The sequence below is a fragment of the Burkholderia sp. Ac-20345 genome (genome assembly GCF_017104825.1).
GTDB lineage: Bacteria > Pseudomonadota > Gammaproteobacteria > Burkholderiales > Burkholderiaceae > Burkholderia > Burkholderia lata_B.
In genome coordinates this window covers 1-5015 of the sequence record NZ_JAAGPO010000357.1, presented here as the reverse complement: position 1 = coordinate 5015, position 5015 = coordinate 1, and the positions used below count along the sequence as shown (strand labels likewise).

Below are 5015 nucleotides of genomic sequence, written 5' to 3'. Positions count from 1 at the left end.
GCTCGCGCGGGTCGCGGACGAAGGTGACGACGCTCGCGTGCGGCAGGCCGCGTCCGCGCTGTACTACGCAAGCGCGGCCGTGCTGATGGCGTGCGAGGGCGCGCGGCTCGCGCCGGATTTCCGGCGTCTCGCGCTCGCGCACCTGGTCGTGCGCCACAAGCTGCTGCCGGTCGATCCGCTCGCGCCGGCATCACGCGACGACGAATCGGCCGCATACGATGCGCTGCTGCGCGGCACGCCGGTCGCGCTCGATACCGCGCTCGACCTGCTGCCGGAGGTCGAACGATGAGCACGACGCGTGGCGCACTGGACGGCCTGAAGGTCGTCGACCTGAGCCGTGTGCTCGGCGGCCCGTACTGCACGCAGGCGCTTGCCGACCACGGCGCGACGGTGGTCAAGATCGAGCCGCCGGACGGCGACGAGACGCGCGGCTGGGGGCCGCCGTTCCTCGGCGATACCGCCTGGTATTTCATGGGCGTGAATCGCAACAAGGAAGGGCTTGCGCTCGACCTGTCGCGCGACGAAGGGCGCGCGATCCTGTGGCGCCTGCTCGACGAGGCCGACGTGCTCGTCGAGAACTTCAAGCCCGGCACGCTCGCGCGCTGGGGGATGGACTACGCACGCGACCTGCAGCCGCGTTTCCCTTGGCTGATCCACTGCGCGGTGACGGGCTTCGGCGACGACGGCCCGCTCGGCGGCCTGCCCGGCTACGACGCGGTGATCCAGGCGATGGCCGGGCTGATGAGCGTCAACGGCGAGCGCGACGGCGACGCGATGCGCATCGGTTTGCCGATCGTCGATATGGTCACCGGCCTCAATGCGCTCGCGGGCATCCTGCTGGCGCTCGCGGAGCGCGAGAAGAGCGGGCGCGGGCAGTCGATCGACATCGCGCTGTACGACTGCGGCGTGTCGCTGCTGCATCCGCACCTGCCGAACTTCTTCGGTTCCGGGCGCGTGCCGGAGCGCAGCGGCAACGCGCATCCGAACATCGCGCCGTACGACAGCTACCGCACGGCGACCGTGCCGATCTTCCTCGCGGTCGGCAACGACCGGCAGTTCGCGCGGCTCGTCGCGCATCTCGGTGTGCCGGCGCTCGCAAGCGATCCGCGCTTCGTCGACAACCGCAGCCGCTGTGCGCACCGGCCCGAGCTGAAGGCTGAACTGGAGGCACGGCTCGCCGCGCACGCATGCGAACCGCTCGCGCGCGACCTGATGGCGGCCGGCGTGCCGTGCGGGCCGGTGCGAACGGTGGCCGACGTCGCGCACGATCCGCATGCGCTGCACCGGAACCTGTTCGTCGAGATCGGCGCGTATCGCGGCACGGCGTCGCCGGTGAAGTTGTCGCGCACGCCGGCCACCTATCGTTCGCCGCCGCCCGCGCTGGGTGGCGACACGCGCGCGGTGCTCGATCGCCTCGGCGTCGATCCCGCGCTCCAGCAGCAACTGCTCGACGCCGGCGTGCTGAGGGAGGCCCCCGGCTAGGCGCCCTCGGCAGCTACGACGCCGCCGGCCGGCGGCGCCATGCCGGCCACCCGGGAAAGGCGCGCGACAGTCGCGCCCCCGAAACACAAACATGGAGACATCGATGAGCCGTCAGCAATCCCCGGCCGCCGCGCCGCAACCGCGGCCCGGCCGCGCCGCCTTCGCGGCGTTCGTCGGCACCACGATCGAGTGGTACGACTTCTACATCTACGGCACGGCCGCGGCGCTCGTGTTCGGCAAGGTGTTCTTTTCGAGCACGATGGATCCCGGCGTCGCGACGCTGCTGGCGTTCGTCACGTTCTGGGCCGGCTTCGCCGCGCGGCCGCTCGGCGGCATCGTGTTCGGGCATCTCGGCGATCGTGTCGGCCGCAAGACCGCGCTCGTGATCACGCTGGTGATGATGGGGCTGGCCACGACCGGCATCGGCCTGTTGCCCGGCTATGCGCAGATCGGCGTATGGGCGCCGGCCGGCCTCGTCGTGCTGCGCGTGCTGCAGGGCATCGCGGTCGGCGGCGAGTGGGGCGGTGCGGTGCTGATCGCGAGCGAGAACGCGCCGAAGCATCGCAGCATCCTGTACGCGGCGTTCGCGCAGCAGGGCTCGCCCACCGGCAACCTGTTGGCCACCGCCGCGTTCTTCGCGCTGAGCGCGCTGCCGACCCCGTCATTCCTGATGTGGGGCTGGCGCATTCCGTTCCTGCTGTCGGCCGTGCTCGTGATCATCGGCATGGTGATCCGGCTGAAGCTCGAGGAGTCGGCCGACATGCAGCGCGTGCTCGCGCGCAAGCGTACCGTGAAGCTGCCGCTGCGCGACGTCGTGCGCGATCACTGGGTCGTCGTGCTGCTCGCGGCCGGCACGCTGCCGGTGATCAACGTCACGTACTTCCGCAGCACGTTTGCACTGTCGTGGGCGACCAAGGAGCTCGGCTACGCGCAGGGCACGTTCCTCGGCATCCTGTCGATCTCGCTCGTCGTGCAGTTCCTGATGCAGCCGGTCGGCGCGTGGTTCGTGTCGAAGGTCGACATGCGCCGCGCGATGTGCTGGATCCTGATTCCGGAAATCGTGCTGATGCCCGTGATGTTCCATGCGCTCGCGACGCGTTCGTACTGGGTGGCCGTTGCGGGCATGTGCATCTCGACGATTCCGTCGGCGATGTTCTATGGCGCGGTCGGCGGCGTGCTCGCACGCGTGTTTCCGGCGAACATCCGCTACACGGGCCTGTCGCTCGCGTATCAGCTGAGCGCGCTCGTCGTCGGCGGCGGCACGCCCGTGCTCGCGCAGGCGATCCTCAATGCGACCGGCAGCATCGTCGGTGTCGCGGTTGCGTCGGGGCTTTACGCGTTCGTGTCGCTCGTCTGCATGGTGGCGCTGCTGAATCGCACCGGGTATCGCGCGGACGAACTGTCGACGGCCGAGCGCAGCGACGCGGCCGAATGGGGCGCCGAAGGCGGCAGCGAGGAACCTGCTGCAGGCGGGAACGTGCAGCCGGGTGAGGGCGGCGCGCTGAAGCCGGCCGGCTGAGCCGCACGGAATACCGCCCCGCGCGAGGCCGAACACACCGAACGCGCGCCCCAAAAGAAAACGGCACCGTGCGAAACACGGTGCCGCTTTCTCCGGAGCGAGTGGCCGGCAACTTGCGCCGGCCGCGCGCCGACGCGTCTTCAGCCTTCCGTCGGCGGCACGTAGCCGGACGCCTGGTCCGCGCCGTCGCCGAAGAAGTACTTCTCGGTCTGCTTCATCAGGTACTGGCGCGCGCGCGGGTCGGCCATGTTCAGGCGGTTCTCGTTGATCAGCATCGTCTGCTGCTTGAGCCAGCCTTGCCACGCTTCCTTCGAGACGCTCTCGTAAATGCGCTTGCCGAGTTCGCCCGGCAGCGGCGGGAAATCGAGGCCTTCGGCTTCCTTGCCGAGCTTCGCGCATTGAATCATTCGAGCCATCGTGTACTTCTCCTGTAATCGGACTGGGGGAGGGCAGTCGTGCCTGCGCTCAGAGCTGTTTCATCAGCACGAGCGACTTGCGCTGCCAGTTATAGAGTTTGCGGCGGTCTTCCGGCAGGTCGTCGACGCTGACCTTGACGAAGCCGCGCTTGAGGAACCAGTGCTCGGTGCGCGTCGTGAGCACGAAGATATGCGTGAGGCCGCGCGCGCGGGCGCGCTGCTCGATGCGCTTGAGCAGGCGTTCGCCGTCGCCCGAGCCCTGCGCTTCCGGCGCGACCGTCAGGCACGCCATCTCGCCGATCTTCTCCTGCTGGTACGGATACAGCGCCGCGCAGCCGAACAGCACGCTGTCGTGCTCGATCACCGAGAAGTGGTCGATGTCGCGTTCGATCTGGTGACGGCCGCGCCGCACCAGCGTGCCGTCCGACTCGAGCGGCTCGATCAGCGACAGGATGCCGCCGACGTCGTCCGGCGTGGCCTCGCGCAGGCTTTCGAGGTTCTCGTACGAGATCATCGTGCCGACGCCATCGTGCAGGAACAGTTCGAGCAGCATGCTGCCGTCGAGCGTTTGCGGGATCAGGTGCGCCCGGGTCACGCCGCCGCGGCACGCGCGGATCGAATGCTTGAGGAAGAACGCGTCGTCGCCTTGCACGTTGCCGGAGTCGAGGAGGTCGGCTGCCGCGTCGAGCGACATTTCGCGAACCAGCTCGCCTTCCTCGCCGATGATGCCCGGCCCTTCGGTCAGGAAGATGATCTTGTCGGCGCGCAGCGCGATCGCGGCGGCCGACGCGACATCTTCCATCGACAGATTGAATGCTTCGCCGGTCGGCGAGAAGCCGAGCGGCGACAGCAGCACGAGCTTGCGGCTCGCGAGCGAATGACGGATCGATTCGGCGTCGATCTTGCGCACGATGCCCGTATGCGCGAAATCGACCCCGTCGAGAATCCCCACCGGCCGTGCGGTCACGAAGTTGCCCGACACGACGCTGATGTGCGCGTGCGCCATCGGCGAGTTAGGCAGACCCTGGCTGATCGCGGCCTCGATGTCGAGACGCACTTCACCGGCCGCTTCCTTCGCGGATTCGAGCGCGCGCGCATCGGTGATGCGCAGGCCGTGCGAAAACTCGGATTCGACACCGTGCAGGCTCAGCTGCTCCTCGACCTGCGGGCGCGAGCCGTGCACCAGCACGATCTGGATACCCATCGCCTGCAGCAGCGCGATGTCGGACACGAGCGCATTCAGCAGCCCCTGCTGCACCACCTCGCCGCCAAACCCCACGACGAACGTGCTGTTGCGGAACTTGTGGATATAGGGCGCGACGGAGCGCATCCAGTCGACGAACTGCGCGTGACTGGCGGCCGAGTCGTCGGCAACCGGCGGCGTCGTGGCGCCGGTCTGGGCGGGAGGGAGGTCGGTTTGGGAATTCATGGGCGGGATTATAATGCGCCCCCATGTCGAATGTACCTAAAAGTCCCGCGCCGACGCGGGCCAAAGCGCCGTCGGCCCGGCACCCGGATGGTGCGGCCGATGCACGCCAGCAGCAGGGCCAGCCGCCGCGCCGGCCGCAGGAACAGCAGGCGGGCAAGCCTGCACACGC

Annotated in this window: 4 protein-coding genes and 1 pseudogene; 3 read left to right on the top strand and 2 right to left on the bottom strand. The window is 68.8% G+C overall.

From position 1 onward, the window contains the following. From G3O06_RS46480 to G3O06_RS46470, 3 genes and pseudogenes are all read left to right on the top strand, one after another. A pseudogene (locus tag G3O06_RS46480) lies at window positions 1–289 on the top strand (DNA alkylation response protein); the annotation flags it as partial. Then, window positions 286–1482, top strand: coding sequence for a CaiB/BaiF CoA-transferase family protein (locus G3O06_RS46475; protein ID WP_174917736.1), 1197 nt, complete (start codon window positions 286–288; stop codon window positions 1480–1482). The pseudogene G3O06_RS46480 and the gene G3O06_RS46475, both read left to right, overlap by 4 nt. 103 nt (window positions 1483–1585) lie before the next feature. Continuing rightward, the gene (locus G3O06_RS46470) at window positions 1586–3001 is read left to right on the top strand and encodes an MFS transporter (RefSeq protein WP_205820104.1); all 1416 of its coding nucleotides are present in this window, start codon (window positions 1586–1588) and stop codon (window positions 2999–3001) included. Window positions 3002–3141: 140 nt separating this feature from the next. On the opposite strand, the gene G3O06_RS46465 is transcribed toward G3O06_RS46470, so the two are convergent. Together G3O06_RS46465 and argA are read right to left on the bottom strand one after the other, a co-directional pair. Beyond that, on the bottom strand, window positions 3142–3417 hold the full coding sequence (locus tag G3O06_RS46465; protein ID WP_006478357.1) for an oxidative damage protection protein: 276 nt from the start codon (window positions 3415–3417) through the stop codon (window positions 3142–3144). A 49-nt stretch (window positions 3418–3466) separates the two neighbouring features. Further along, the gene (argA, locus tag G3O06_RS46460) at window positions 3467–4846 is read right to left on the bottom strand and encodes an amino-acid N-acetyltransferase (RefSeq protein ID WP_174917738.1); all 1380 of its coding nucleotides are present in this window, start codon (window positions 4844–4846) and stop codon (window positions 3467–3469) included. Between the last annotated feature and the right edge of the window lie 169 nt (window positions 4847–5015).